Annotated in this window: 2 protein-coding genes; one reads left to right on the top strand and one right to left on the bottom strand. The window is 44.8% G+C overall.

What is annotated here, in order from left to right:
- Positions 1 to 285: hypothetical protein (locus tag ACY2RQ_RS19730; RefSeq protein ID WP_490114725.1), on the top strand; the 285-nt coding region annotated here is incomplete at its 5' end.
- A 42-nt stretch (positions 286 to 327) separates the two neighbouring features.
- Here the strand turns inward: ACY2RQ_RS19730 and ACY2RQ_RS19725 are convergent.
- A partial coding sequence (locus ACY2RQ_RS19725) for a hypothetical protein (protein WP_490114724.1) occupies positions 328 to 591 on the bottom strand: 264 nt, incomplete at its 5' end.

The raw sequence follows: 591 nt of genomic DNA, 5'->3' as shown, positions 1-591 counted from the left end.
CACGGATATAGTTCTGTAAATCGCTCATCGTTTCCTCCTTTGCAAATATTCTCTGCGTCTTTTCTCGGCAGTTTTTATTTCTTCAGTCGGTGTCTTTTGCGTTTTCTTCTGAAAACCATGGTTGAGAACGATCAGGTTATCGCCATCAAAGAACCCACGCAGGCGAAATATGTTATTACCAGCCTGAGTCCGTATCTCCCATATGTCTTCTGTGTGTACCAGATTTTTGAGATAAGTGACAGGTACTCTGTCCATCTCCAACCTTCAAGAAGCCCTGTCCCTTAACCAGCAGGACGGCTCGCCGGTGGAAGCACACCCCCGTAATGTTCAGCGGTGCTTACCGTGAAGTGTCAGCCGTTTCATTAACGATACTAATCCATCTGGGAGACTGGATCTGGATATAGAATCGACTATCGGATCAAAGCAGCTCGTAGAGTGACATTCTTTTTCTGCCATCAGTTTCCTTTCCAATTTCCACTGGTTTGCAGATAATTTCAAAAGATCGATGATTGACTGGTAAGAATCATATCTTTCAGGGTTGAATATTCTCAGGAAGGGCTGACCTTGTCTGGCTGCTGTCCTAGGGCTTTT

Source organism: Parendozoicomonas sp. 209JJ7-1, from assembly GCF_058147085.1.
Note: the sequence above shows the minus strand (reverse complement) of the source record. Positions and strands in the feature narration are given on the sequence as shown.